Annotated in this window: 20 protein-coding genes and 1 tRNA gene; all 21 read left to right on the forward strand. The window is 64.8% G+C overall.

The annotated features are described in order from the left end of the window. Nucleotides 1-28 precede the first annotated feature (28 nt). The 21 genes from GEV02_RS07480 to epsI all read left to right on the forward strand — a co-directional run bounded on the left by GEV02_RS07480 (nucleotide 29) and on the right by epsI (nucleotide 26,396). Nucleotides 29-4,954, forward strand: a complete 4,926-nt coding sequence (locus GEV02_RS07480; RefSeq protein WP_235922708.1) for a two-component regulator propeller domain-containing protein — start codon at nucleotides 29-31, stop codon at nucleotides 4,952-4,954. Between the two features lie 125 nt (nucleotides 4,955-5,079). Beyond that, entirely contained in the window at nucleotides 5,080-5,796 is a 717-nt protein-coding gene (locus GEV02_RS07485) for a response regulator (RefSeq protein ID WP_152837418.1), read from the forward strand. A gap of 90 nt (nucleotides 5,797-5,886) precedes the next feature. Beyond that, a complete protein-coding gene (locus GEV02_RS07490; protein WP_152837419.1) occupies nucleotides 5,887-7,542 on the forward strand; it encodes an AMP-binding protein in 1,656 nt (551 codons plus the stop codon). 10 nt (nucleotides 7,543-7,552) lie between these two features. After that, nucleotides 7,553-9,937, forward strand: a complete 2,385-nt coding sequence (locus tag GEV02_RS07495; RefSeq protein WP_152837420.1) for a bifunctional salicylyl-CoA 5-hydroxylase/oxidoreductase — start codon at nucleotides 7,553-7,555, stop codon at nucleotides 9,935-9,937. 4 nt (nucleotides 9,938-9,941) lie between these two features. Then, nucleotides 9,942-10,745: an SDR family NAD(P)-dependent oxidoreductase gene (locus GEV02_RS07500; protein ID WP_152837421.1), complete on the forward strand. Its 804-nt coding sequence runs from the start codon at nucleotides 9,942-9,944 to the stop codon at nucleotides 10,743-10,745. Nucleotides 10,746-10,759: 14 nt separating this feature from the next. Next, a complete protein-coding gene (locus GEV02_RS07505) occupies nucleotides 10,760-11,299 on the forward strand; it encodes a MarR family winged helix-turn-helix transcriptional regulator (protein ID WP_152837422.1) in 540 nt (179 codons plus the stop codon). Nucleotides 11,300-11,310: 11 nt separating this feature from the next. Continuing rightward, nucleotides 11,311-12,165, forward strand: a complete 855-nt coding sequence (locus tag GEV02_RS07510; protein ID WP_152837423.1) for an enoyl-CoA hydratase family protein — start codon at nucleotides 11,311-11,313, stop codon at nucleotides 12,163-12,165. Then, on the forward strand, nucleotides 12,165-13,343 hold the full coding sequence (locus GEV02_RS07515) for an acyl-CoA dehydrogenase family protein (RefSeq protein WP_152837424.1): 1,179 nt from the start codon (nucleotides 12,165-12,167) through the stop codon (nucleotides 13,341-13,343). Before GEV02_RS07510 ends, GEV02_RS07515 begins: the two co-directional genes overlap by 1 nt. Then, nucleotides 13,343-13,732, forward strand: a complete 390-nt coding sequence (locus tag GEV02_RS07520) for a RidA family protein (protein WP_152837425.1) — start codon at nucleotides 13,343-13,345, stop codon at nucleotides 13,730-13,732. Before GEV02_RS07515 ends, GEV02_RS07520 begins: the two co-directional genes overlap by 1 nt. 120 nt (nucleotides 13,733-13,852) lie before the next feature. Further along, entirely contained in the window at nucleotides 13,853-14,563 is a 711-nt protein-coding gene (locus GEV02_RS07525; RefSeq protein ID WP_152837426.1) for a PEP_CTERM-anchored TLD domain-containing protein, read from the forward strand. A 74-nt stretch (nucleotides 14,564-14,637) separates the two neighbouring features. Then, nucleotides 14,638-14,712, forward strand: a tRNA-Arg gene (locus tag GEV02_RS07530). 117 nt (nucleotides 14,713-14,829) lie between these two features. Continuing rightward, a complete protein-coding gene (locus GEV02_RS07535) occupies nucleotides 14,830-16,737 on the forward strand; it encodes an ATP-binding cassette domain-containing protein (protein ID WP_152837427.1) in 1,908 nt (635 codons plus the stop codon). Between the two features lie 189 nt (nucleotides 16,738-16,926). Next, nucleotides 16,927-17,589 carry a CAAX prenyl protease-related protein gene (locus GEV02_RS07540; RefSeq protein ID WP_328595749.1) on the forward strand — a complete coding sequence of 221 codons (663 nt, stop codon included), beginning with the start codon at nucleotides 16,927-16,929 and terminating at the stop codon, nucleotides 17,587-17,589. Nucleotides 17,590-17,632: 43 nt separating this feature from the next. Continuing rightward, nucleotides 17,633-18,892: an XrtB/PEP-CTERM-associated polysaccharide biosynthesis outer membrane protein EpsL gene (gene epsL / locus GEV02_RS07545; RefSeq protein ID WP_235922688.1), complete on the forward strand. Its 1,260-nt coding sequence runs from the start codon at nucleotides 17,633-17,635 to the stop codon at nucleotides 18,890-18,892. Nucleotides 18,893-18,900: 8 nt separating this feature from the next. Continuing rightward, nucleotides 18,901-20,283, forward strand: a complete 1,383-nt coding sequence (locus GEV02_RS07550; RefSeq protein WP_152837428.1) for an undecaprenyl-phosphate glucose phosphotransferase — start codon at nucleotides 18,901-18,903, stop codon at nucleotides 20,281-20,283. Nucleotides 20,284-20,606: 323 nt separating this feature from the next. Further along, nucleotides 20,607-21,590: an EpsD family peptidyl-prolyl cis-trans isomerase gene (locus GEV02_RS07555; protein ID WP_235922689.1), complete on the forward strand. Its 984-nt coding sequence runs from the start codon at nucleotides 20,607-20,609 to the stop codon at nucleotides 21,588-21,590. Nucleotides 21,591-21,642: 52 nt separating this feature from the next. Continuing rightward, nucleotides 21,643-22,431, forward strand: a complete 789-nt coding sequence (gene epsE, locus GEV02_RS07560) for a polysaccharide export protein EpsE (RefSeq protein ID WP_174999007.1) — start codon at nucleotides 21,643-21,645, stop codon at nucleotides 22,429-22,431. Nucleotides 22,432-22,496: 65 nt separating this feature from the next. After that, nucleotides 22,497-23,915, forward strand: a complete 1,419-nt coding sequence (gene epsF / locus GEV02_RS07565) for a chain length determinant protein EpsF (RefSeq protein WP_152837429.1) — start codon at nucleotides 22,497-22,499, stop codon at nucleotides 23,913-23,915. A gap of 15 nt (nucleotides 23,916-23,930) precedes the next feature. Further along, a complete protein-coding gene (gene epsG / locus GEV02_RS07570; RefSeq protein ID WP_152837430.1) occupies nucleotides 23,931-24,806 on the forward strand; it encodes a chain length determinant protein tyrosine kinase EpsG in 876 nt (291 codons plus the stop codon). Next, nucleotides 24,806-25,717, forward strand: a complete 912-nt coding sequence (xrtB, locus tag GEV02_RS07575; protein WP_152837431.1) for an exosortase B — start codon at nucleotides 24,806-24,808, stop codon at nucleotides 25,715-25,717. Before epsG ends, xrtB begins: the two co-directional genes overlap by 1 nt. Further along, nucleotides 25,710-26,396, forward strand: a complete 687-nt coding sequence (gene epsI, locus GEV02_RS07580; RefSeq protein ID WP_152837432.1) for an exosortase-associated protein EpsI, B-type — start codon at nucleotides 25,710-25,712, stop codon at nucleotides 26,394-26,396. The genes xrtB and epsI overlap by 8 nt, the downstream gene beginning before the upstream one ends. Nucleotides 26,397-26,448: the final 52 nt, after the last annotated feature.

Raw genomic sequence — 26,448 nt, forward strand, 5'->3', positions numbered from 1 at the left:
GCTGCTGCCCGTCCTGCTGTTGTGGGGCATGGGCACGGCTGCCGCATGGGCGGGGGCGCCGCCGCGCACACTGCGCTTCGAGCAGCTCAGCGTCGAACACGGGCTGGCGCAGGAATCGGTGCTGGCCATCGCCCAGGACAAGCAGGGCTTCATCTGGCTGGGCACCCAGGCCGGCCTGACCCGCTTCGACGGCTACCGCACCGTCACCTACAAGAGCGCCGTCTCCGACCCGCGCAGCCTGGCCGACAACTGGGTGCGCGTGCTGCACCTGGACCGCTCCGGCCAGCTGTGGGTGGGCACCGACGGCGGCCTGGATCGCTACGACGCCGCCACCAAGACCTTCACCCACTTCCTGCCGCACGAATCGGCGCAGCGCGGCAACGGCAACCGCCACGTGCGCGCCATCGCCGACGATGGCCTGGGCGGCCTGTGGCTGGCCAGCGCCGACGGCCTGCATCACTTCGACCCGGTCAGCAAACGCTTCACCAGCTGGCACCACGATCCGGCCGATGCCGGCAGCCTGGCCAACGACCAGGTCAACGCACTGGCGCGCGACGCCGCCGGCCGCCTGTGGGTGGCCACCGCCACCGGCCTCGATATGCTGGCGCCGGGAGAATCGCGCTTCCAGCACTTCACGATAGACGCCAGCGGCGACAGCAAATACAACGCCGTGCTGGCGCTGCAGGTCGACAGCGCGCAGACGCTGTGGGTCGGCACGCTGGGCGGGCTGGAACAATGGCGCCTGCTGGGCAAGGAGCCGCAGCGCCGCCGCCTCGGCGTGCGCGAGGGCATGAAGCCGGGCATGAGCGTCACCACGCTGTACGTCGACGCCGAGACCAACGTCTGGGTCGGCACCCAGGCCGACGGCCTGCTGCGCTGGCTGCCGGCCGAGAACCGCCTGGTGCAGTATCTGCATCAATTCAGCGACAGCCACAGCGTCGCGGACAACCAGATCTCGGCGCTGTTCCGCGACCGCGTCGGCACTTTCTGGGTCGGCACCTGGAACGACGGCGCCAGCCGCGTCGACCTGGGCAGCGGCGGTTTCGCCCGCATCGTGCGCCAGGCCGATATTCCGAACACGCTGTCCGACAACAAGGTGCGCGCCATCGTCGCCGAGGCGCGCGGCCAGCTGTGGCTGGGCAGCAGCGGCGGCCTCAATCTGTACGACCCGGTCATCGGCGAGGGCAAGGTGTGGCGCCACGATCCGCTGCGCGCCAACAGCTTGAGCGACGACCAGGTGACGGCGCTGTGGCGCGAGAAGAACGGCAATATGTGGATAGGCGGGCGCGCCGGCGTCAACCACCTGAACGTGGAGAGCGGCGCGATCAAGGCGCTGTCCTTCGTGCGCGGCGACCCGGCCAGCGACACCATCCGCAACATCGTCGGCGACCGCAGCGGCATCCTGTGGATCGCCTCGCGCGGCGGCTTGCACCGGCTCGATCCGCAGAGCATGGACGTGCGTACCTTCCGCCACGATCCGTCCGACGTGAACAGCCTGGCCGACAACGTGGTGCGGCCGATCCTGGAGGACCGCAAGGGCCAGCTGTGGGTAGGCACCTTCAACGGCCTCGATCTGCTGGACCGCAAGACCGGCAAGTTCCGCCACTTCCGGCGCGACCCGGCCGACCCGTTCAGCCTCAGTCACGACGAGGTGCACTACCTGTACGAGGATGGACGCGGCATCATCTGGGTCGGCACGGCGGCGGGCCTGAACAAGATGGAAGTGGCGGCCGACGGCGGCATCCGCTTCCGCCGCTACCTGCGCAAGGACGGCATCGCCGACGACGCCATCGCCTCGATCCTGCCCGACGACGCCGGCAATCTCTGGCTGAGCACCAACAGCGGCCTGTCGCGCCTCAACACCGAGACTGGCCTGGTGCGCAACTACAGCGGCGCCGACGGCACCATCGAAGGCGCCTACTTCGACGGCGCCGCGCTGCGCACGCCGGACGGCACGCTGTACTTCGGCGGCTTCAACGGCATCACCGCGTTCGCGCCGCCGGAGGTGCGCGAGAACAGCGTGGCGCCGACCGTGGCCATCACCGATTTCCAGATCTTTAACAAGTCGCTCAAGCCGGGGCAGGGCGAGCATCCCGACGTGCTGAAGGTGGCGATCGAACACACCAACGCGCTCACGCTGCTGGAGGGCGATTCCGTCTTCTCGCTGGAGTTCGCGGCGCTGCACTACGCGGCGCCGCAGCGCAACCGCTTCGCCTACCAGCTGCAGGGCTTCGACGAGGACTGGGTGGTGACGGATTCCACCAAGCGCTTCGCCACCTACACCAATCTCGATCCCGGCAAGTACACCTTCCGCGTCAAGGCCGCCAACAAGGACGGCATCTGGAACGACAACGCCGCCACGCTGGACATCACCATCCTGCCGCCGTTCTGGAAGACCTGGTGGTTCCGCGGGCTGTTTGGCGTGGCCCTGGCGGGCGCCGCCTACGCCGCCTACCACGCGCGCGTGCGCAGCCTGCACCACCAGCAGCAGCGGCTGGAGGAACTGGTCGGCGCGCGCACGGCGGAGGTGGAGCACAAGAACCAGCTGCTGCAACAGCAGAAGCAGGAACTGGAGCAGCGCCGCCTGGAGGCGGAAGCGCAGCGCGCCGAGGCCGAGCAGCGCCGCGTCGACACCGAGCGGCAGAAGGAAGAAGTCGAACGCCAGAAGGAAAACGTCGAACAGGCGCACCGCAACATCTCGGTGCTCAGTGAACTGGGCCGCGAGATGAGCGCCACGCTGGACATGGAAACCACCATGCGCACGCTGTACCGCCACGTGCACCACCTGATGAACGCGCAGATCTTCGGCATCGGTTTCGTGCGCGAGGAGGATGGCGTGATCGACTTCCCGTTCGCCATCGAGGCCGGCGTGCGCACCTTGCCCTACCAGCGCCGCCTGGACCAGCCCAACCAGCTGGCCGTGTGGTGCCTGACGCAGCGCAAGCCGGTGTTCATCAACGACTTCGAGGCCGAGTACCGCGACTACATGGACGAATCGGGCCTGGACACGCTGGTGCCGTGCGTGCGAGAGGACGGCGTGCCGGCCGCCGTGGCCAGTTCGATGATGTATGCGCCGCTGGTCATCAGCGACAAGGTGGTCGGCCTGCTGTGCGTACAGAGCCTGGAGAAGAACTCCTACCAGCAGGTGCACATGGACATGCTGCAGACGCTGGCCTCGCACGCCGCCGCCGGCCTGGAAAACGCCCGCGCCTACCAGCAGCTGGAAGAGGCGCTGCAAACCCTGCGCCAGACGCAGGAACAGCTGATGCTGCAGGAGCGCCAGGTGCGCCTGCACACCGAGGAGCTGGCGCTGGCCAACCGCGCCTTGCAGGAGAACGACGAGCGCCTGCGCCTGGCCAAGCAGAAGGCGGAAGACGCCACCCGCCAGAAATCCGAATTCCTGGCCAATATGAGCCACGAGATGCGTACCCCGCTGGCCGGCGTGATCGGCATGCTGGGCTTCGCATTGCGCGACAGCCGGCTGGCGGTCAGCACCCGCGAGCAGATCCTGCGCGGCCAGGCCAATGCGCAGTCGCTGCTGTCGATCATCAACGACCTGCTGGACTTTTCGAAGATCGAAGCCGGCAAGCTGACCATCGAGAATATCGATTTCTCGCTGTCGTCGGCGGTGGAGAACGTGGTCAGCCTGTTCGAAGAGCAGGCGGCGGCGCACAGCGTGGGCTTCAGCCTGGAGTTCGGCGAGGGGCTGCCGCAGTTCGTCGTCGGCGATCCGACGCGCCTGCGCCAGGTGCTGGTCAACCTGGTCGGCAACGCCTTCAAGTTCACCGAAAAAGGCGCGGTGCGGATGCGCGTCGAACGCGTGCCGCAGGAGGACGACGAGCGCGCCCGCGCCGGCTTCAAGGGCGCCTTGAACCGCATCCGCTTCAGCGTCAGCGACACCGGCATCGGCATCGAGGCCGACGCCATTCCGCGCCTGTTCCAGCAGTTCGAGCAGGCCGACGCCTCCACCACGCGCCGCTACGGCGGCACCGGGCTGGGACTGGCGATCTGCCGCCAACTGGTTGAACTGATGGGCGGCAGCATCAACGCCGTCAGTACGCCGGGTGAGGGCAGCATCTTCTCGTTCGAGCTGCCGCTGGCGAACGGCGTGCCGCCGCCGATGGTGCCGCACGTGCCGCGCGAGCCGCACAGCCATCAGCTCAAGGTGCTGTGCGCGGAAGACTTCCCGACCAACCAGATCATCATCCGCATGATGCTGGAAGACCTGGGCCACAAGGTCGACATCGCCGCCAACGGCGCGCTGGCCGTCAAGGCCTGCTCGCTGACGCGCTACGACTTGATCCTGATGGACGGCCGCATGCCGGAAATGGACGGCGCCAGCGCCACCCGCCTGATACGGTCGGGCGGCACCGAGGCGGCGCCGGTGCGCGACCAGGAGCTGATGATTATCGCGCTGACCGCCAACGCCAGCGAGGAAGACCGCAGCCGCTACCTGGCCTCCGGCATGGACGACTTCCTGACCAAGCCTATCGACGAAGACAAGCTGCACTTCCAGCTGAGCCGCGCGATCGAACGCCAGCTGCAGCGCGGCTTCAAGCTGCCGCTGATGGAGCCGCGCCACAATCCGGCAATCGGCACGCCGGAACTCGATACGTTGTTTGGCGTTGCGCCGGCGGCCGAGGAGCCGGCCCGGCTGGCGCAGCACAGCGGTGGCAGCGATCTGAAACTGCGGCTGCGCAGCGCCTTCAACCAGGACGCGCCGCTGCGGCTGGCGGAACTGGAACGCGCCGTCGAGCAGCGCGATGCCGACACCGCCAGCCGTCTGCTGCATGGCATGAAGGGCAGTGCGGGTTATCTGGAGGAGCAGGAACTGCAGGCGCTATGCGGAGAGCTGGAACTGGATGCGGACCACGGCAACTGGCAGCGCATCGTCGAGGTCATGCCGCAGCTGCGTGAACTGCTGCTGCGCGCTGGAGCGGCTAGCGCTTTGTAAGCTGCGGCTATTCGTCATCACCTGGGGGTGTCCAGGACATATAAGCAGCGTTTTTCATGTAATATCGTTGGAAAGTGCCGTACTAAGGTAACGCAAAATTAGTTGTTAAGGGCACAGGGAGTCTCATGAAAGTTCTGGTAGTCGACGACGATGTCGTCTCGCGCATGGTGTTGATGCACCTGATCGACAGCTGCGGCAAGTTCGACATCGTTGAAGCGGAAGACGGCGCCGACGCCTGGCAGCAGCTGGAAGACGGTTTGCGTCCGGCGATCTGCTTCTGCGACCTGCGCATGCCGCGCCTGTCCGGCATGGAGCTGCTGCAGCGCGTGAAGGGCCACGCCGAAATCAACACCATGCCTTTCGTGCTGGTGACATCGGCCAACGACAAGGACACGGTGCAGGAGGCTACCCAGGCCGGTGCTGCGGGCTACATCGTCAAACCCTTCCAGGCGGAGCAGGTGCGGGTGCACCTGGTGAATTTCCTCGACCAGGCGGCCAGCGGCTACGACCATCACGCCGAAGAACCGGCCACCACCTTGCGCCGGCTGGGCATCAACGCCGAGCGCCTGCTGGTCTACCTCAGCGGATTCCAGAATCAACTCACAGCCGCCAGCGGCGACATCGACGCCTTGCTGGCCAAGGGCCTGCAGCAGGAAGCGCACGCGCGCATCGACCGCCTGCATGCCGGCTGCATCACGCTGGGCCTGGACGGCGCGGCCGCCGTGCTGAAGAGTCTCGACCCCGGCACGCTGTCCAGCGACACCGTGCAATCGGTGCTGGCCGACGTGGTGCGCGCCGTGATCCACCAATCCGGCCTGGTGCGGCAGGGCGGCGCCGCCTGAGCGATAGCACTTGATGTCGCGATAGTTTAGGTTTAAAGTATCTGTTGCGTGAGCAGCGGACACCGAACGACCTACAACTACAGGGCGACCATGACTAGACCGACAGCCAGTTCTGCCAGCACTTCCGTCACCAGCTACGACAGCGCGCACACCGACCACTTCGCGCGCGAGCATTTGCCGCCGCAGGCGCTGTGGCCCGAGCTGCGTTTCGACCTGCCCGAGCTTCACTACCCGCCGCGCCTGAACTGCGTGGCGGAGCTGTTCGACGGCGCACTGGCCGGCGGCGCGGCCGAACGCATCGCGATACGCGGCGAGAAGCTGAGCTGGACCTACGCGCAGCTGCTGGAACAGATCGACCGCATCGCCCATGTGCTGCGCGGCCCGATGGGGCTGGAGGCGGGCAACCGCGTGCTGCTGCGCGGCGCGAACCATCCGATGATGGCGGCTTGCATCCTGGCGGTACTGAAGGCCGGCTGCATCGCGGTGCCGACCATGCCGCTGCTGCGCGCGCGCGAACTTGGCGCCATCGCCGGCAAGGCCGAGATCAATGCCGTGCTGTGCGCCGACGGCCTGCGCGCCGAAATGGAGGCGGTGAATTTGCCGGCCGCGGTGCGCGAGCGGACGCTGTGGTTCGGCGGCGCCGGCGCCGAGGGCTCGCTTGAAGCGTTGATGGAAGCGCAGCCGTCCAGCTACGATGCGGTGGACACGGCGGCCGACGACGTCTGCCTGATCAGCTTCACATCCGGCACCACTGGCATTCCGAAAGGGACGATGCATTTCCATCGCGACGTGATGGCGATCTGCGACTGCTTCCCGCGCTCGGTGCTGGAATCGCAGCGCAGCGACACTTTCATCGGCACGCCGCCGCTGGCCTTTACCTTCGGCCTTGGTGGCTTGCTGCTGTTCCCGTTGCGGGTGGGCGCGACCGCCGTGCTGCTGGAAAAGCTGACGCCGGAAACCCTGCTCCAGGCGATCGAACAATACCAGGCCAGCGTGTGCTTTACTGCGCCGACCTTCTACCGGCAGATGGCGCCGCTGGCCGACAGGTACGAGCTGGGTAGCCTGAAAAAAACCGTCTCCGCCGGCGAAGCGCTGCCGCTGGCGACGCGCGAAAGCTGGCGCCAGGCCACCGGCCTGTCGATGATAGACGGCATAGGCGCGACCGAACTGCTGCACATCTTCATCTCGGCGTCGGGCGACCAGATACGGCCGGGCGCCACCGGCAAGCCGGTGCCGGGCTACCAGGCCTGCATCCTCGACCACGACGGCAATCCGGTCGGGCCGGGCGTGATCGGCCGGCTGGCCGTGAAGGGGCCGACCGGCTGCCGCTATCTGGCGGACGAACGCCAGCGCGACTATGTGCTCAACGGCTGGAACCTGACCGGCGACGCCTACGAGATGGACGCCGACGGTTATTTCTACTACCGCTCGCGCACCGACGACATGATTATCTCGGCCGGCTACAACATCGCCGGGCCGGAGGTGGAGGATGCGCTGCTGCGTCATCCGGCGGTGGCCGAATGCGGCGTGATCGGCCGGGCGGACGAGGAGCGCGGACAGATCGTCGAGGCCCACGTGGTGCTCAAGCCGGGCCACGAGGCCTCGCCGGAACTGACGGCGCAGTTGCAGGAGTTCGTCAAGGGCCAGATCGCGCCGTACAAGTATCCGCGCGCGATCCGCTTCCTGACGGCGCTGCCGCGTACGGAAACGGGAAAACTACAGCGCTTCAAGCTGCGTACCGAATAAAGAGAGTCACATGAATATTGTTTGCATAGGCGGCGGCCCCGCCGGCCTGTATTTCAGCCTGTTGATGAAGAAGCAGAACCCGGCCCACCAGATCACGGTGGTGGAGCGCAACCGTCCCTACGATACCTTCGGCTGGGGCGTGGTGTTCTCCGACCAGACGCTGGGCAATCTGATGAACGCCGACGAGGCGACCGCGCGCGCGATCCAGGAGTCGTTCAATCACTGGGACGATATCGACGTCTACTTCAAGGGCGCAAAGGTCACGTCCGGCGGCCACGGTTTCTGCGGCATCGGCCGCAAGCGCGTGCTCAACATCCTGCAGCAGCGCTGCGAGGAGCTGGGCGTGTCGCTGGTGTTCGAGACCGAAGTGCTGGACGACCAGGAAGTCGCCGCCCGCTATGGCGCGGATCTGGTGATCGCCTCCGACGGTTTGAACAGCCGCATCCGCACCCGCTACGCCGCCAGCTACCTGCCGCAGATCGAAGCGCGCCAGTGCCGCTTTGTGTGGCTGGGCACGCGCAAGAAGTTCGACGCCTTCACCTTCTCCTTCAAACAGACGGAGCACGGCTGGTTCCAGGCGCACATCTACCAGTATGACGGCGATACTTCGACCTTCATCGTCGAGACGCCGGAATCGGTATGGCGCGCGGCTGGGCTGGAGGAGATGAGCCAGGAAGAGTCGGTCACGTATTGCGAGCGGCTGTTTGCCGACCTGCTGGACGGTCATGGCCTGATGTCCAATTCCGCGCACCTGCGCGGCTCCGCCATGTGGATCAAGTTCCCGCGCATCGTATGCGACAAGTGGGTGCACTGGAACGGCGAAGTGCCGGTGGTGCTGATGGGCGACGCCGCGCATTCGGCGCATTACTCGATCGGCTCCGGCACCAAACTGGCGCTGGAGGATGCAATCGAACTGGCGCGCTGTTTCGGCGAGCATGACGATGCGGCGACGGCGCTGGCGGCATATCAGTCGGTGCGCGCGGTGGAGGTCATCAAGCTGCAAAGCGCGGCGCGCAATTCGATGGAGTGGTTCGAGAACGTCGAACGCTATACGGCGATGGAAGCGCCGCAGTTTGCCTATTCGATGCTGACCCGCAGCCAGCGGCTGTCGCACGAGAACCTGCGCCTGCGCGACGCCGGCTACGTGGCGGACTATGAACGCTGGTTCGCGGCTCGTTCGTTCGCGCAGGCGGGCTTGCCGGCGCAGCCGTCCGGCCAGGCCGCAGCACCGGTGCCGCCGATGTTCACGCCTTTCAAGGTGCGCGATGTAGTGCTGAAAAACCGCATTGTCGTCTCGCCGATGGCGCAGTACAGCGCGGTGGATGGCGTGGTCGGCGACTATCACCTGGCCCACCTGGGCGCGCGCGCGATGGGCGGCGCGGCGATGGTGTTCGCCGAAATGACTTGCGTGTCGGCCGATGCGCGCATCACGCCGGCCTGTCCCGGCATGTACGCGCCGGAGCACACGCAGGCCTGGAAGCGCATCGTCGATTTCGTCCACCGGCACAGCGATGCGAAGATCGCGCTGCAGCTGGGCCATGCCGGCGCCAAGGGTTCGACCCGCGCCATGTGGGACGGCATCGACCAGCCGCTGGACAAGGACAACTGGCCGCTGGTCTCGGCCTCGCCGCAGCAGTACTTGGCCGGCGTTTCGCAAACCGCACGCGCCATGACCGTGGCCGACATGGACCGCATCGAAGCCGATTTCGTGCGCGCCACACAGGCGGCCGACGCGGCGGGCTTCGACTGGGTGGAGCTGCACTGCGCGCACGGCTACCTGCTGTCGTCCTTCATCTCGCCGCTGACCAACGAGCGCGGCGACGAATACGGCGGCAGCCTGGAAAACCGCTGCCGCTATCCGCTGCGCGTGTTTGCGGCGATGCGCGCGGCCTGGCCGCAGCACAAGCCGATGAGCGTACGGATCTCGGCGCACGACTGGGTCGAGGGCGGCATCACGCCGGACGATGCGGTGCAGATTGCGCGCCTGTTCAAAGCGGCCGGCGCCGACATGATCGATTGTTCGTCGGGGCAGGTCAGCAAGCTGGAAAAGCCTGTCTATGGCCGCATGTTCCAGACGCCGTTCGCGGACCGCATCCGCAACGAGGCGGACATCGGCGCGATTGCGGTCGGTTCGATCTTCGAGGCCGATCACGCCAACGGCATCATCGCCGCCGGCCGCGCGGACCTGTGCGCGGTCGGCCGTCCGCATCTGGCCAATCCGGCGTGGACGCTGGCGGAAGCTGCAAGGATAGGTTATTCCGCCGTCGCCTGGCCGAAGCAGTACCTGCCGGCCAAGCAGCAGCTGGAACGCAACCTGGAGCGCGAGCGCCAACTGGCGGCGGCCAATACCGGCCTCACGCCGCAGCAGGTCGCGGCCAAGCTGCTGGAGGGATGAGGGCATGAGCGAGACAGTCCAACTGCCGCTGGCCGGCAAGCACGCGCTGGTGACGGGCGGCGCGCGCGGCATCGGCGCCGCCTGCGCGCAGGCCTTGCTGCTGCGAGGTGCACGCGTTACGCTGGCGGGCCGCGATGCGCAGGCGCTGCTGGCCGCTGTCGAAGCGATGAGCGCCATCGCCGCGCCCCTGGGCGGCGCGGTGGCCATGCAGGTGCTGGACGTGACCGATGAAGCGTCGGTGCGCAGCGGCTTTGCCGGCGCCGTCGAACGCTTCGGCCGCATCGACATCCTGGTCAACAACGCCGGCCAGGCCGCCCCCGCGCCGTTCGGCAAGACCGACGCCGCGCTGTGGCGGCGCATGCTGGATGTGAACCTGACCGGCACCTTCCACTGCACCCAGGCCGCGCTGCCTGGCATGCTGGACGCGAAGTGGGGTCGCATCGTCAACGTTGCTTCCACGGCGGGGCTGATCGGTTATCGTTACGTGTCGGCCTACGTCGCCGCCAAGCACGGCGTGATCGGCCTGACGCGCGCCTTGGCGCTGGAGGTCGCGGCCAAGGGCGTGACGGTCAACGCCGTCTGCCCCGGCTACACCGAAACCGATATCGTGCGCGAGGCGGTCGCCAACATCGTCGCCAAGACCGGCCGCAGCGAGGACGAAGCGCGCGCCGAACTGGCCGCCGCCAATCCGCAGAAGCGGCTGGTGCAGAGTGAGGAAGTCGCCAGCGCCGTGGCCTGGCTTTGCCTGCCCGAAGCGGGCGCCATGAATGGACAATCCGTCGCCGTCGCCGGCGGCGAAGTAATGTGAAGCACGAGGAAGCTATGCCACCATTTTCAGACAACGAGAATCAACCGAATCCCATCGGGGATGAGGACGAGGGCGCGCCGGTGCTCGACCTGGCCAGCCGCCTGACGCAGGACCATCATCAATCGCTCAAGCTGTGGCTGCGCATGCTGTCCTGCACGGTCAGGATCGAGAACGAAATCCGCAGCCGGCTGCGCACCAGCTTCGGCATCACGCTGCCGCGCTTCGATCTGATGGCGCAGCTGGAGCGCTACCCGCAAGGCCTGCGCATGGGCGAGCTGTCGAAGCGGATGATGGTCACCGGCGGGAATATCACCGGCATCACCGACCAGCTGGAGCAGGAGAAGCTGGTGGTGCGCGTGCCCGATCCCAAGGACGGCCGCGCCTACAGCGTCAAGCTGACGGCGGCCGGCCGCAAGGCCTTTGCCACCATGGCCGCCGTGCACGAAGGCTGGATCGCCGAACTGCTGCAGGACATGTCCGGCGCCGACAAGAGCCAGCTGATCGACCTGCTGTCGCAGATGAAGCTGCACCTGAACGCCTCGGACGAAAAATAAGGAACCACACCATGCGATATCTTCCCGGCGAAGCGCAGCAACTGCCCGGCAACCGCGCCGCGCTGGCCGATTACCAGGCCAGCCACTTTCTGTTTGCAGTCAGCGCCGGCGTCGCCACGCTGACGCTCAACCGCCCCGAACGCAAAAATCCGCTGACCTTCGATTCCTACGCCGAGCTGCGCGACCTGTTCCGCGCACTGGCCTATGCGGACGACGTTAAGGCCGTCGTCATCACCGGCGCCGGCGAGAACTTCTGCTCCGGCGGCGACGTGCACGACATCATCGGCCCGCTGACCAAGCTGGATATGCCAGGCCTGCTGGCGTTCACGCGCATGACGGGCGATCTGGTGAAAGCCATCCGCGCCTGCCCGCAGCCTGTCGTGGCGGCGGTCGACGGCATCTGCGCCGGCGCCGGCGCGATCCTGGCGCTGGCCTCGGACATCCGCCTCGGCACGGCCCGCAGCAAGACCGCCTTCCTGTTCACGCGGGTGGGCCTGGCCGGCTGCGACATGGGCGCCTGCGCCTTGCTGCCGCGCGTGATCGGCCAGGGCCGCGCCGCCGAGCTGCTGTACACCGGCCGTTCGATGTCCGGTGCGGAGGCCGAGCGCTGGGGCTTCTTCAACAGCCTGCAGGAACCGGAAGCGCTGCTGGACGCGGCGTACGCCTTCGCCCGCGGCCTTGCCGACGGCCCGACCTTCGCCCACGGCATGACCAAGAAGATGCTGCAGCAGGAGTGGAACATGGGCGTCGACGAAGCCATCGAGGCGGAAGCGCAGGCGCAGGCGATCTGCATGGCGACCAACGACTTCCATCGTGCCTACCACGCCTTCGTGGCCAAGCAAAAACCTGAATTCGAAGGCGACTAATGGGCGACAAGACTTATCTGGAATGGCCGTTCTTCGACCCGCGCCACGCGGTGCTGGAGCGCGAGCTCGATGCCTGGGCCACGCAGCACATCGCGCAGCAGCATGAGGCCGACGTCGATGCGGCCTGCCGCCACCTGGTACGCCAGTTGGGCGACGGCGGCTGGCTTAAACACGCCATCGCCGGCGCCGCGTATGGCGCGGCGGGCGAGGGCATCGATACCCGCGCCATCTGCCTGATCCGCGAGACGCTGGCGCGGCACAACGGCCTGGCCGATTTCGCCTTCGCCATGCAGGGACTGGGCTCCGGCGCTATCAGCTTGCACGGCACTCCCGCCCAGCGCGAGGCATACCTGCCGCGCGTGGCGCGTGGCGACGCCATCGCGGCCTTCGCGCTGTCCGAGCCGCAGGCCGGTTCCGACGTCGCCGCCATGCAGTGCGCGGCGGTCCGCGATGGCGAGCACTATGTGCTCAACGGCGAGAAGACCTGGATCTCCAACGGCGGCATCGCCGACTTTTACGTGGTGTTCGCCCGCACCGGCGAACAGCCCGGCGCGCGTGGCATCAGCGCCTTCATCGTCGATGCCGGCACGCCGGGCTTTGACATCGCCGAACGCATACAAGTGATCGCGCCGCATCCGCTGGCGCGCCTGACGTTCAACGATTGCCGTATCCCGGCCACGCAGCGCATCGGCGAGGCGGGGCAGGGCTTCAAGGTGGCGATGTCCACGCTGGACGTGTTCCGCACCTCGGTGGCGGCGGCGGCGCTGGGCTTCGCCCGGCGCGCGCTGGACGAGGCGCTGGCGCATGCCACGCAGCGCAAGATGTTCGGCCAGGCGCTGTCGGACTTCCAGATGACGCAGGCGAAGCTGGCGCAGATGGCGACCGGCATCGACGCCGCCGCGCTGCTGACCTATCGCGCCGCCTGGCAGCGCGACCAGGGACGCAACGTCACCAAGGAGGCCGCGATGGCCAAGATGACGGCCACCGAAACGGCGCAGCAGGTGATCGACGCCGCGCTGCAGATGTTCGGCGGCCTGGGCGTGGTCAGCGAGCAGCCGGTCGAGCGGTTGTACCGCGAGATCCGCGCCTTGCGCATCTACGAGGGCGCCACCGAAGTACAGCAATTGATCATCGCGCGCGAACTGCTGCGCGCGGCCAACAACACTAAGGAACAATGATGGAATTTCTTCAACCGCCGGGCTGGGTCCGGCCGCGTGGCTATTCGAACGGCGTGGCCGCCAGCGGACGCACGGTGTGCGTCAGCGGCATGATAGGGTGGGACGGGCAGGGCGTGTTCCACACCGACGACTTCGCCGGCCAGGTGCGCCAGGCGCTGCAGAATGCGGTCGAGGTGCTGGCCGAGGCGGGCGCGCGGCCCGAGCACATCGTACGCATGACCTGGTATGTACTGGACAAGAAGGAGTACGTGGGCGCCTACAAGGAAGTCGGCGCGGCCTATCGCGACATCATCGGCAAGCACTTCCCGGCGATGACGGCGGTGCAGGTGGCCGGCCTCGTCGAGGACCGGGCGCGGGTGGAGATCGAAGTGACGGCGGTGGTGCCATAGTGTATTAAAAAATGCACAATATAAATTAAATGGCACCGAAAATCAGGCGCTCAGGTGTTTTGTGCTATATTTAACAATCATCTCGTTGGATGATTTTTTTATACACCTGTCGAGGAAATCATGGGTAAATACGTCAATCGCAGTGTCCTCGCCCTGTTGGCGCTGGTATCGTTTGGGTATGGTACGTCGGCCAGCGCCGCGACCTCCTTGCTCAGTGCCGCAGATCAATCCCAGCTGGCGGCATGGCTGGGGGAAGGTCCGATCAAGCTGGCCAACATTTATACCAAGTCCGCCGGTGACACGTCGGCGGATTTCCATGCTGCGGTCGACGGTAAGGGCCGTACCTTCGCGGTGATGGAAGCTACCAATGGCGCGGGCCAGACCTGGCTGGTGGGCGGCTACGATCCGCAGAGCTGGTCCACCAAGGGCGGCTTCAATATTACGACGGACCAGGCTGACCGTACCGCGTTCCTGTTTAACCTGACCAAAGGCTCCAAGCATCTGCAAACGCCGAAGACCTACGCCCTGGATACGCTGGGCTCCTACCAAACCTTCAACCACATCGATTACGGCCCTACTTTCGGCGTTGGTAACGATTTGTTTGTCGGTAAGGATCTGACGCATGGTCTGTCGCTGATGTATTCGTATATCGATGAGAGCGGCACCAATATCTACACCAGTCTGCTCGACGGCGCACCTTATGTCGGTCCTAATGTGACCTATGGCGCGATTCAAGTGTTCAGTATCTCTGCCGTGCCGGAGCCTGCAACGGCCGCCATGCTGCTGGCCGGTCTGGGCATGCTGGCTGTAGCGCGTCGCCGGCGCGCTTAAGCCGGCCTGTCCTCCACTGCCGCCCCCCTGTTCGGGAGGGCGGCCTGCCTGTACAATTGCGCTGCTGTTAGCGTGTCGCCATAGTTCAACGGATAGAACAGGTTCCTCCTAAGAATCAGATACAGGTTCGATTCCTGTTGGCGACACCAGCGCCGCTGTCGCGGAAATTGCTCCGCCAGTCGCAACAGCCGGTACAATACCGGCTTCATTCATCCTTCGGCTGTCTTTCGGCACTCCGCCTGAAACACCGGCTCAGCATACTCACTATGGCAGTCATCTCTCTTTCCTCGGCCCAACTGGCGTTTGGTCACGTCGCGCTTCTCGATCACGCGGAATTTTCGCTGGAAATGGGGGAGCGCGTCGGCCTGATCGGCCGTAACGGCACCGGCAAATCGTCCTTGCTCAAGATTATCTCCGGCCGCTTCAAGCTGGACGACGGCTTGCTGGTCATGCAGCAGGGCCTCAAGATCGCTTACGTCGAGCAGGAACCGGTGTTCGATCCCGAGATGACGGTGTTCGACGCCGTCGCCTCCGGCATGGGCGAGCTGCCGGCGCTGCTGAAGGAATACGATGCGCTGACCGGCCAGTTCGGCCAGGGCAACGACGACGCCGTCATGGAGCGCATGCACGATGTCCAGGTGCTGCTGGACGCGGCCGACGCCTGGAGCCTGCCGAACAAGGTGGAAACCGTGCTCAACCGCCTGAACCTGACCGGCGACATGCTGATGAAGACGCTGTCGGGCGGGATGCAGAAGCGCGTGGCGCTGGCGCGCGCGCTGGTGTCGGCGCCCGACGTGCTGCTGCTCGATGAGCCGACCAATCACCTGGACTTCACGTCCATCATGTGGCTGGAAGGCTTGTTGCGCGATTTCAAGGGCAGCGTGCTGTTCATCACCCACGATCGCTCCTTCCTCGACAACGTCGCCACCCGCATCATCGAGCTTGACCGTGGCCGCCTGCTGTCCTTCCCCGGCAATTTCACCACCTACCAGGCCCGCAAGGCCGAGCTGCTGGAGAACGAGGAAGTGGAGAACGCCAAGTTCGACAAGGTGCTGGCGCAGGAGGAAATCTGGATACGCAAGGGCGTCAAGGCCCGCCGCGTGCGCGACGAAGGCCGTGTGCGCCGCCTGGAAGCGCTGCGCCTGCAACGCGCCGCGCGCCGCGACCAGCAGGGACAGGTCAAGCTGGAAGTGGCTTCGGGCGAGCGTTCCGGCAAGATCGTGGCGGAACTGGAAAACATCAGCAAGAGTTTCGGCGAGCGCGTCATTGTCAGCAATTTCACCGGCACCATCCTGCGCGGCGACAAGGTCGGCCTGATCGGCGCCAACGGCGCCGGCAAGACCACGCTGCTGAAAATGATCCTGGGCGAGCTGGAGCCGGACAACGGCGTGGCCCGCCTGGGCACCAAGCTGCAGGTGGCGTACTTCGACCAGATGCGCACCCAGCTCAACGAGGAAGCCAACCTGATGGAAACCATCGCTCCGGGCAGCGACTGGGTCGAAGTCAATGGCGCCCGCAAGCACGTGATGAGCTACCTGAACGATTTCCTGTTCGCGCCGGAACGCGCGCGTTCGCCGGTCAAATCGCTGTCCGGCGGTGAGCGCAACCGCCTGCTGCTGGCCCGCCTGTTCGCCAAGCCGGCCAACTGCCTGGTGCTGGACGAACCCACCAACGACCTCGACATCGATACCCTGGAGTTGCTCGAAGAGCTGCTGGAGGATTACACGGGCACCGTGTTCCTGGTCAGCCACGACCGTACCTTCCTCGACAATGTGGTGACGCAGGTGGTGGTGGCCGAGGGCGAGGGCAAATGGCGCGAGTTCGTCGGCGGCTACAGCGACTGGGAGCGGGTGCGCGACACGACGCCGGCGGCGCCGGTGCGGGCAGCCGTCAAGGCCGAACCGGCCGCAGTGGCGGCGGCAGCGGCGCCGGCTGCCTCCCGGCAGAAAAAACTCAGCTTCAAGGAGCAGCGCGAGCTGGAGGAGCTGCCGCGACTGATCGCCGCGCTGGAGGACGAGCAAACCGCGCTGAACCTGCAATTGTCCGACCCGGACTTGTACAAGAAAAACGCGGCAGAAGGCAAGCGCCTCAGCGCCCGCATCGCCGCCATCGAGGACGAACTGCTGGCCGCGCTGGAACGCTGGGAAATCATCGAGTCCGGCAAAGCCGGCTGAGCGGTGCGCGGCGCGGCGAGCGTCGCGCAGTAGGTTGCAAGCACGACTACAACTCTGCCTCCATTTGTTGTAGTATATGCATGGTTTCGGACGCCGTTACCATTTCTGGCCCTCTCGCACCGACTGGATGATGCATGACAGCAATTGCTTTGAATTCACTCCCGGCCCGCCGCCACCGCCGAGGTGCACGTGTTTAGCGGGGCAGCGTGGCCCCGCATCGCTCCCTTCGCCCTCTATATCGCCTGCATTGCCATCGCCGACCTGCTGGGCCGCCTGGGCTGGGATGCGCAGGAACTCCGCTGGTTTTACGCGGTCAAAATCGCTGCGGTCGCGGCGGTCTTGCTGGCATATCGCCGCCGCTATACCGAGCTGACCTGGGACGGCGCCAACGCCCGCAGCATCGCCATCGCGGTGGCCAGCGGTGTGCTGGTGCTGGTGTTGTGGATTAACCTCAATGCCGACTGGATGCAGATCGGAAGTTCAGCCGGATTCAATCCCCTCAATCATGGCGCTATAGACTGGGCGCTGGTGACGGTGCGTATCGTCGGCGCCGCATTGGTGGTGCCGGTGATGGAGGAACTGTTCTGGCGCTCCTTCCTGATGCGCTGGATCGATGCGCCGGACTTCCTGACACATGCACCGGCGCGCTGCAGTGCCAAGGCTTTCATTGTCTCAGTGATATTATTTGGCGTTGAGCATAATTTATGGCTGGCCGGCGTGGTTGCCGGCGCTGTGTACAGCCTGTTATACATGCGCGGCGGCCGCTTGTGGTCGCCTATCCTGGCGCACGGCGTGACCAATGGCTTGTTGGGGATCTGGATTATTTCCACTGGTAGCTGGACTTACTGGTAATATTGATTAATGGCTGTTTGATATCTTTCCAAGACAAATAACAATGTTGAGTTCCTCTAGAAAACATCTTTTCCCTTCCCGGCTGACGCTGGCCGCCATGGCGCCGCGCCAGCGCCGGGCGCATGGCCTGGCCATGCTGATCGGCAGCCTGTTTTGCGCGACCGCCAGCGCCGCGCTGAGCGACACGATACATCCGTTCGCCTCGGTGACGTACACCCACGAGGATAACCTGCTGCGCCTGCCGGACGACGCGGCGTTGAGCCCCGGGCAGCAGCGCGACGACAATCTGCGCCAGGCGGTGGCCGGCGTGCAGCTGGAGCGGCCGATCGGGCGCCAGGTGCTGACCGCCCAGGCCAAGGTGTCGCGCGTCACTTTCAGCCATTACGATCAGCTCAACTATAACGGCCAGGATTTCAGCGCGGCGCTGCAATGGCATCTGTTGGAGCACTTCGACGGCCACGTCGGCGGCAGTTATGCGCAGACGCTGACGCCATTCACCGACTTCCATAGCAGCGAACGCAATCTGCGCGTCCAGCGCCATGAATATGTGGACGGCGCCTGGCGTTTCCTGCCGAGCTGGCAGGTGCGCGCCGGCTTCATCCGCGACAAGTTCACCTACGACTTGCTGGCGCAGCGCCTCAACGACCGTACCGAAGACCTCGCCGAGGTCGGCTTCGACTATCTGGCCAGCAGCGGCAGCCGGATCGGTCTGGTCAGCCGCGAACTGCGCGGACGCTATCCGAACCAGCGCAGTTTCGGCAGCGTTGCGATCGACGAGGGCTACAAGCAGAAGGAACTCAAGCTCAATATCTACTGGTTCCTTGGTAGCACGACCCAGGTCCAGCTGCTGGCCGGCCGCGCCCGGCGCGAGCATAATTTCTATACCGTGCGCGACACCAGCGGCGTGGATGGCCGCGTCACGGCCAGCTGGAATCCGACCGGCAAGCTGCGCTTCACGGCGGCGACCTGGCGCGAGTTCTCGGCGGTGGAAAGCTCCATCGTCAGCAGCAGCCTGAACAAAGGTGCCAGCCTGAACGCGGTCTGGAACACCACCGCCAAGATCGCCGTCAACGGCGCACTGCGGAGCGACAAGCGCGACTTCAGCGCGGCCAGCGGCATCGCCTTGCCGATCGACCTGACGGATACCATCCGTAGCGCGTCGGTGGGGCTGACCTATAACCCGGCGAGTGTGATGCAATTCGGCGTTAACGTCTTCACGGAAAAGCGCAGTGGCAGTCCGTTCCTTGGCAGCGGTACTTATAAAGCAAATGGCATGTCGCTGACCGCGACCGCTCAGTTTTAAGAAATGACATGACGGTTAACGATATTCCCTTGATTTCCTTCTTTCAACGCGTACTCGACCCCCTGATCATCATGGGGGCTCTGTACCTGTGTTCGATGATCTACGCCGAACCATTCAGCGGCTATGCACTGGTGTTGATGGTGCTGGCCTTCTTCATTTCATCGTCGGTGTACCAGCACGTCGATCCTTACCGCACCTGGCGCAGCGGCCGCATGCTGGCCTACTCGCGCGACATCATCGTGGGCTGGGCGCTGACGGCCGGCATCCTGGTGTTCATCGGCTCGGTCAGCGGCCTGGCGCTGCATTTCAACCATGTGGTGGTGCTGACGTGGTTTGTCGCCACGCCTTTCCTGCTGCTGGTCAGCCATCTGGCGGCACGCAAGCTCGGTTCGGATCCGGCCAACCCCAACGAAGTGCGTTCGGTCATCATCGTCGGCGCCAATGACGTCGGCCTCAAGTTCGCCCGCGCCATCGAGCGCCATCCCAACCTGTTCATGAACATGCACGGCTTCTTCGACGACCGCACCGAAGACCGCTGGCCGGCCCAGATGCAGCATCCGATGCTGGGCAATATGAGCGACATCGCCAGCCATGTGCGCGAACACCATATCAAGATGATCTTCATCAGCCAGCCGATCTCGGCCCAGCCGCGGATCCGCAAGCTGCTCGACGAGTTGCAGGACACCACCGCCTCGGTGTATTTCCTGCCCGATATCTATGTGTTCGACCTGATGCAGGCGCGCTTCGACAACGTCGGCGGCATGCCCGTCATCGCCATCTGCGAGACGCCGTTCACCGGATTTAACAGCATGATCAAGCGCGCCAGCGACATCCTGCTGGGCCTGGTGATCCAGATCGGCCTGATGCCCATCATGCTGGCCATCGCGCTGGCGGTGAAATTCACGTCGCCGGGACCGGTGATCTTCCGCCAGCGCCGCTATGGCCTGTATGGCGAGGAAATCATCGTCTACAAATTCCGCTCGATGACGGTGGCCGAAGACGGCGCCACGGTGGTGCAAGCCACCAAGAACGACCAGCGCGTCACCCGGGTCGGCGCCTTCCTGCGCCGCAGCTCGCTCGATGAGCTGCCGCAGTTCATCAATGTGCTGCAGGGCCGCATGAGCATCGTCGGGCCGCGGCCGCACGCGGTGGCGCATAATGAGCAATACCGCAAGCTGATCAAGGGTTATATGCTGCGCCACAAGGTTAAGCCCGGCATCACCGGCTGGGCCCAGGTCAATGGCTTGCGTGGCGAAACCGAGACGCTCGACAAGATGGAAGCGCGCATCCGCTACGATCTGGACTACCTGCGCAGCTGGTCGCTGTGGCTGGACCTGTGGATTATTCTGCGCACCGTCAAGGTGGTGCTGAAGCGGGACAACGCGCACTGAGGCTGTCACGGGCGCGCACGATTCGTTTAGTTCGTGACGAATCTGGAAAGTTGCTCTAGAATCCAGATCGTGGATTTTTTTGCAAAGTTTTACTTGCATCGGGAGTTATGAATATTGCCCCATTTACAATATTTACAATATTGACAATTGCAGGGGTGGGGTTGCATACTCTGGCGGTGAAGTCTAGTCTGAACCGAGCGCGATACGCGGCAAGGCGGACCAGGCGGAAAAATGCCGGCGATCGCTTGCGCTGGGCGATGGCAGCGGGCGCTTCAGGCAGGCCGTGTTTAACCTGCCCACGATTGACTTTCGAGGAATCCATTTTGAACCAATTTGATATCGCAGACTTGATGAAAATCAACAAGAAAATTGCCGCTCAGCGGGTGGTCTGTTCCAGTCTGGTCCTGCTGGCGGCGTTGGGACTGTCCGCCTGCGGCGACAAGGCGAAGAAGCCGGGCCAGGCGCTCGCCAGCGTCAACGGCGAGGAAATCACCGTGCTGCAGCTGAATGAAGAAATGCAGCGTTCCGGCGTCCAGCCGGCCCAGCAGGAAGCGGCGCGCAAGCAGTTGCTGGAATCGCTGATCGACCGCCAGCTGCTGCAAAACGAGGCTAACAAGGAAAAAACCGACCGCGACCCGAAAGTGGTGCAGGCGATCGAACGCGCCAAGTCGCTGATCGTGGCCCAGGCCTATCTGCAGAAACGCATCGGCACCGTGGCCCGCCCGACCAAGCCCGAAGTCGAAGAGTATTACAATCAGCATCCGGAATTCTTTGCCAAGCGCAAGCAGTTCGACATGCGCGAGCTGGTCATCGCCAGCCGCGACATGAACGATCCGTTGAAGGCCGCCATGGATGGCGCCAAGTCGCTGGAAGAAGTGGCCGCATGGCTGGAAACCCACCAGGTCAAGTTTGCGCGCACCCAGCTGGTACGCACCAGCGCCGACCTGCCGCCTGAACTGAGCAGCAAGCTGCTGGCCATGCCGAAGGGGCAGTTGTTCATCATCCGCGAAGGCGAGCGCAGCTTGCTGATCTCGATCGCCGAGATCAAGGACAGCCCGGTCGCGCTGGACGCGGCGGGCGCACAGATCGAGCAGTTCCTGTTCAATAAAAAGAACAAGGACGCGGCTGACGCCGAACTCAAGCGCCTGCGCGCCGCCGCCAAGATCGATTACCTGAACAAGGATGTGGCGCCGGGCGCGCCGGATGCCAAGGCCGCCGCACCGGCCGCCGCCGCACCCGAGGCCAGCGCCAAGCCGGCCGAAGCGGCCGCCGCAGCCAACGAGCGCGGCGTCGCGGGTCTGAAGTAATGGCACACGCTTTTTTTAAGAATAGTAACTTTGACATGGGGTTGGGCAAATCATGAAACGACTGGCGAAATGGATGGCCGCAGCGCTGCTGGGCTTGGTAATGGCAACGCCGTTTGCCGCGGATGTCAACCTGGGGCCGGGCGACGTGCTGCGGATTTCCGTCTACGGCAGCCCCGATCTGGGCGTCGAGACGCGCGTCAGCGAAGCCGGCACGATCACCTTCCCGCTGCTGGGTTCGGTCCCGGTCAGCGGCCTGTCGGTGCCGGCGGCTGAGCGCAAGCTGGGCGGACTGCTGGAAAGCGGCGGTTTCCTGCGCAAGGCCCAGGTCAACATCCTGGTCACCGCGCTGCAAAGCCAGCAGGTGTCGGTGCTGGGCCAGGTTAACCGCCCGGGCCGCTATCCGCTGGAAGGCAAGCGCAGCGTCATGGACCTGCTGGCCCAGGCCGGCGGCATGGGGCCTGAAGGCAGCGACACGATCAGCCTGATCCGCAAGCGCGACGGCACCACCGTCAAGGAAACCATCGATATCGTCGAAATGGTGCGCAATGGCGATCTGAACCGCGATCTGGAATTGATGCCGAACGACGTCATCTACGTCGAGCGCGCGCAGCGCTTCTACATCTACGGCGAAGTGCAGCGTCCAGGCACCTTCCGCCTGGAACGCGGCATGACCGTGCTGCAGGCACTGGCGATGGGCGGCGGCCTGACCCCGCGCGGCACCGAGCGCAGCATGCTGATCAAGCGTCGCGACGCCAGCGGCAAGCTGCAGGTGCTGACCGCCAAGCATGACGATTTGCTGCAGACGGACGACGTCGTCTTCGTCAAGGAAAGCTGGTTCTGATGTTGCGACGGGCGCCGGCCGGCGCCCGCCGTGATTTCTTCAAATAATGTTCTGAGAGTCCCGCCATGAGTTTTTCACAGTTCCTATTAATACTGCGCGCCCGCCGCTGGATCTTCCTCATCACGATCCTGCTGACGGTCAGCGTCACGCTGGTGGTCAGCCTGCTGCTGCCCAAAACCTACAAGGCCACCAGTTCGCTGCTGCTCAATTATAAGGGCGTCGATCCGGTGACCGGACTGACCATGCCGGGACAACTGCTGCCAGGTTATATGGCGACCCAGGTCGACATCATCACCAGCAAGAACGTCGCGCTGCATGTGGTGGACCGGCTGCGCCTGGCCGAAAGCCCGGCGGTGGTGGAACAGTTCCGCGAAGCGACCGACGGCAAAGGCACGGTGCGCGACTGGCTGGCCGAACTGCTGTTGTCCAAGCTCGACATCGTGCCGGCGCGCGAGAGCAGCGTGGTCGACATCAACTTCAAGGGCAGCGACCCGGATTTCGTGGCGGCCGTGGCCAACGCCTTCGCCGACGAATACCAGAAAATCAATATCCAGCTCAAGGTCGAGCCGATGAAAAAGGCTTCGGCCTATTTCAATGAACAGACCAAGCTGCTGCGCGACAACGTCGAGGTTGCACAAAGCCGCCTGTCGAAATATCAGCAGGAGCATGGCATCGTCAGCGTCGACAACCGTCTGGACGTCGAATCGAACCGCCTCAACGACCTGTCGGCGCAGCTGGTGGGCGCCCAGGGGCAGTTGATGGAAGCGGCGTCGCGCCAGCGCATGGCGCAAGGCGGCAGCAGCGCGGAATCGCCGGACGTGGCCTCGAACCCGCTGATCCAGAACTTGAAGATCAACCTGGGTAACGCCGAATCGAAGCTGGCCGAAGCGGCGCAGCGCCTGAGCCCTAACCACCCGCAATACCAGAGCGCCAAGGCCGAAGTGGACAAGCTGCGCAGCGATTTGCAGGCGCAGATGGCCGTCACCTCCAACAGCGTCGGCAATAATGCCCACATCCTGCAGCAGCGCGAGAGCGCGGTGCGTGCCGCCTTGCTGGAGCAAAAGAACAAGGTGCTGGAACTGAACCGCACCCGCGACGAGATGAACGTGCTGAGCAAGGACGTTGAAAGCGCCCAGCGCGCCTTCGATGTGGCCTCGCAGCGCTTCGCCCAGACCAAGATCGAGGGTCAGTCCGACCAGTCCGACATCTCGGTGCTCAATCCTGCCGTGGCGCCGATCAAGCCGTCCGGTCCCAAGGTGCTGCTGAACACGGCGCTGGCGCTGGTGCTGGGCACCATGCTGGGCCTGGGCTTCAGCGTGCTGGCCGAGATGCTGAACCGCCGCGTGCGCTCCGAGAGCGATGTGCTGGACGTGATGCAGATTCCGGTGCTGGGCGTGGTCAACTGGAGCGCCACCAGCGCCGGTCCGCAGCGCCGCACCAGCTTCATGAACACTCTTTCCCTGCGCCGCTTACGCGCCAATTAAGATATGGATACTAGTATGAACCAAGCCGCGCTCGCCAATTCCGCCGTTCCCACCCCCGCACGCGCGGATTCGAGCATCGGCGGCCTGCTGCTGGAATCGGGCAAGATCACGCCGGAAAGCGCCGAACGCGTGCTGCGCATGCAAAAGGAACTGGGCATACGCTTCGGCGAGGCGGCCCAGCGCCTCGGCCTGGTGACCGAGGCCGATATCCAGCAAGTGCTGGCCCGCCAGTTCGACTATCCGTATTTGCAGGTCGGCCAGGGCAATTACTCGCCGCGTCTGCTGGCCGCGTACCAGCCGTTCAGCCCGCAAGTGGAGGCGCTGCGCGCCGTGCGCAGCCAGCTGATGCTGCGCTGGTTCGCCCGCGGCCGCAAGTCGCTGGTGGTGCTGGGCGTGGACGCCGGCGACGGCGCCAGCCTGTTCGCGGCCAACCTGGCGGTGGTGTTTTCCCAGCTGGGCGAGCACACGCTGCTGGTGGACGCCAATTTGCGCAAGCCCAGCCAGCACGAGATCTTCGACCTGAAAGCCCGCCAGGGCTTGTCCGACGTGCTGGCCGGCCGCGCCGACGCCAGCATCGTCAGCAAGGTCGACGCCTTCGTCGACCTGTCGGTGCTGGCCGCCGGCACGCTGCCGCCGAATCCGCAGGAACTGCTCAGCCGTAACGCCTTCACCGATCTCAACGCGCAACTGGCCGCGCACTACGACGTGGTGCTGTACGATGTGCCGGCGTCGGCCTCGGGTTCGGATGCGATGGCGGTGGCCGCGCGCGCCGGCGGCGTGCTGCTGCTGACGCGCCGCAACCACACGATGCTGTCCGACCTCCACGCCATCAGCCAGCAGTTGAAGCAGAGCGGTACCGAAGTAGTGGGCTCGGTGATGGTGGAGTTTTGATGGAAGGTATGGTTAAGCCCTTGCCATCGCGCCGCACGCCGTATCAGCTGGCCCTGTCGGCTGAAAGCTGGCCTTTGCTGCTTGGCATGCTGGCGCTGTTCCTGCCGATGTTCTATGACCTGTTCCTCGGCGTCTGGAGCACCGAGGAGCAGGCGCACGGCCCGATCATCCTGGGCCTGTCGCTGTGGCTGGTGGTGCGCAGCTGGGATCAGCTGGTGGCGTTGCCGGGGCCGCGCGGCGGAGCGGTGGTGGCCGGCTGGTGCCTGTTCTTGCTGGCCATGATCCTGTACGTGCTGGGCCGAACCCAGCAGATCATTTCCTTCGACATCAGCTCCCTGATCATGGTGCTGGCCGCGCTGGTGCTGTTCAAGCGCGGCAGCGCCGGCATGCGGCTGCTGTGGTTCCCCTTCTTCTTCATGCTGTTCATGATCCCGCTGCCGGGCACGGTGGTCAGCGCCTTGACCTTGCCGATGAAGACTGCGGTCTCCTTCGTGACCGAGCACGTGCTGTTCTGGGCCGGCTTCCCGATCGCCCGTACCGGCGTGATCCTGCAGATCGGCCAATATCAGCTGCTGGTGGCCGACGCCTGCGCCGGCCTGCAGACGCTGCTCACGCTGGAGTCGCTGGGCCTGTTCTACCTGAACGTCGTGCGCCACACCTCGGCGTTCCGCAATATCAGCCTGGCGCTGCTGATCATCCCGATTTCGTTTACCGCCAATGTGATCCGGGTTTGCACGCTGACGCTGATCACCTATTATTTCGGCGACGCCGCCGGCCAGGGATTCCTGCACGGTTTCGCCGGCATGGTGTTGTTCATCAGCGCGCTGGTGCTGATTATCGGGGTCGATACGCTGCTGCAGCTGGTCGCCCGCAAGCGTAGTGGCGCAAGCAAGGGAGCAGGGCATGAATAAGGCTGTACTGACGAGCGCGCTGCTCGGCCTGATGATGGTGGGCACGGCGGGTACCGCCAAGCTGATGGTGCCGACCCACTACCTGGCCGACACCCGTTCGGCATCCAAGCTGGAGGTCATCGTGCCGGCCAGCTTTGGCGAGTGGGTCGAGGAAAAGGCCATGGTGTCGGCGGTGGTCAACCCCAGCGTCGAGCGCGCGCTCAAGGAAATCTACACGCAGACGCTGTCGCGCACCTACGTCAACAAGGAAGGCTACCGCGTCATGCTGTCGGTGGCCTACGGTGCCAACCAGAGCGACGGCCTGCAGGTGCACTATCCTGAAATCTGCTACCCGGCCCAGGGCTTCGAGTTATTGTCCAAGCAACGGGGTACGCTGGACACGACGCACGGAGCGATCCAGGTCAAGCGCCTGGAAACCAGTTTGTCCGGCGACCGCTTCGAACCGGTGACCTACTGGACCACGGTCGGCAACAAGATCGCCATGGGTAATATCGACAAGAAGCTGGCCGAGATGAGTTACCGCCTGGCCGGCGATATTCCCGACGGCTTGCTGTTCCGGGTCTCGTCCATCGATCGCGATACGCCGCATGCGTTCGTGAAGCACCAGCAGTTCGCCAACCAGCTGCTCGACGCGCTGACGCCGACCGACCGGCTGCGCCTTGCGGGACTGGTGCGCTAGGCGCATCGCCGCCGCGTTGGCCGGGCAGGCGCCGCGCGCCGCAGTTTTTTTT

Source organism: Rugamonas aquatica (assembly GCF_009380215.1).
GTDB lineage: Bacteria > Pseudomonadota > Gammaproteobacteria > Burkholderiales > Burkholderiaceae_D > Rugamonas > Rugamonas aquatica_B.

What these genes read in the sequence shown, in the direction of transcription:
- GEV02_RS07480 (WP_235922708.1), top strand. Translation starts at nt 29, where the DNA reads ATGGGCACGGCTGCCGCATGGGCGGGGGCGCCGCCGCGCACACTGCGC.
- GEV02_RS07485 (WP_152837418.1), top strand. Translation starts at nt 5,080, where the DNA reads ATGAAAGTTCTGGTAGTCGACGACGATGTCGTCTCGCGCATGGTGTTG.
- GEV02_RS07490 (WP_152837419.1), top strand. Translation starts at nt 5,887, where the DNA reads ATGACTAGACCGACAGCCAGTTCTGCCAGCACTTCCGTCACCAGCTAC.
- GEV02_RS07495 (WP_152837420.1), top strand. Translation starts at nt 7,553, where the DNA reads ATGAATATTGTTTGCATAGGCGGCGGCCCCGCCGGCCTGTATTTCAGC.
- GEV02_RS07500 (WP_152837421.1), top strand. Translation starts at nt 9,942, where the DNA reads ATGAGCGAGACAGTCCAACTGCCGCTGGCCGGCAAGCACGCGCTGGTG.
- GEV02_RS07505 (WP_152837422.1), top strand. Translation starts at nt 10,760, where the DNA reads ATGCCACCATTTTCAGACAACGAGAATCAACCGAATCCCATCGGGGAT.
- GEV02_RS07510 (WP_152837423.1), top strand. Translation starts at nt 11,311, where the DNA reads ATGCGATATCTTCCCGGCGAAGCGCAGCAACTGCCCGGCAACCGCGCC.
- GEV02_RS07515 (WP_152837424.1), top strand. Translation starts at nt 12,165, where the DNA reads ATGGGCGACAAGACTTATCTGGAATGGCCGTTCTTCGACCCGCGCCAC.
- GEV02_RS07520 (WP_152837425.1), top strand. Translation starts at nt 13,343, where the DNA reads ATGGAATTTCTTCAACCGCCGGGCTGGGTCCGGCCGCGTGGCTATTCG.
- GEV02_RS07525 (WP_152837426.1), top strand. Translation starts at nt 13,853, where the DNA reads ATGGGTAAATACGTCAATCGCAGTGTCCTCGCCCTGTTGGCGCTGGTA.
- GEV02_RS07535 (WP_152837427.1), top strand. Translation starts at nt 14,830, where the DNA reads ATGGCAGTCATCTCTCTTTCCTCGGCCCAACTGGCGTTTGGTCACGTC.
- epsL (WP_235922688.1), top strand. Translation starts at nt 17,633, where the DNA reads ATGTTGAGTTCCTCTAGAAAACATCTTTTCCCTTCCCGGCTGACGCTG.
- GEV02_RS07550 (WP_152837428.1), top strand. Translation starts at nt 18,901, where the DNA reads ATGACGGTTAACGATATTCCCTTGATTTCCTTCTTTCAACGCGTACTC.
- epsE (WP_174999007.1), top strand. Translation starts at nt 21,643, where the DNA reads ATGAAACGACTGGCGAAATGGATGGCCGCAGCGCTGCTGGGCTTGGTA.
- epsF (WP_152837429.1), top strand. Translation starts at nt 22,497, where the DNA reads ATGAGTTTTTCACAGTTCCTATTAATACTGCGCGCCCGCCGCTGGATC.
- epsG (WP_152837430.1), top strand. Translation starts at nt 23,931, where the DNA reads ATGAACCAAGCCGCGCTCGCCAATTCCGCCGTTCCCACCCCCGCACGC.
- xrtB (WP_152837431.1), top strand. Translation starts at nt 24,806, where the DNA reads ATGGAAGGTATGGTTAAGCCCTTGCCATCGCGCCGCACGCCGTATCAG.
- epsI (WP_152837432.1), top strand. Translation starts at nt 25,710, where the DNA reads ATGAATAAGGCTGTACTGACGAGCGCGCTGCTCGGCCTGATGATGGTG.